Here is a 267-nt window from a genome sequence, read left to right on the forward strand (position 1 = left end):
CGCGACACCGCGCTCATGGACATCTACCGCGTCATGCGTCCGGGCGAGCCGCCCACCGTCGAGGCCGCCTCGGCCCTGTTCGAGACGCTGTTCTTCGACAGCGAGCGCTATGACCTGTCGGCCGTGGGCCGGGTCAAGATGAACATGCGCCTGGCGCTCGACGCCGAGGACACCGTGCGCACCCTGCGCAAGGAAGACATCGTCTCCTGCATCAAGGCGCTGGTCGATCTGCGCGACGGGCGCGGCGATATCGACGACATCGACCAT

General features: G+C 67.0%; 1 protein-coding gene. It reads left to right on the forward strand.

Annotation, left to right across the window (positions count from 1 at the left end; all coding sequences use genetic code 11):
• A partial coding sequence (locus H2O73_RS24065) for a DNA-directed RNA polymerase subunit beta (protein ID WP_182110813.1) occupies positions 1–267 on the forward strand: 267 nt, incomplete at both ends.

This window comes from Vibrio marinisediminis (assembly GCF_014050145.1).
Classification (GTDB): Bacteria; Pseudomonadota; Gammaproteobacteria; order Enterobacterales; family Vibrionaceae; genus Vibrio; species Vibrio marinisediminis.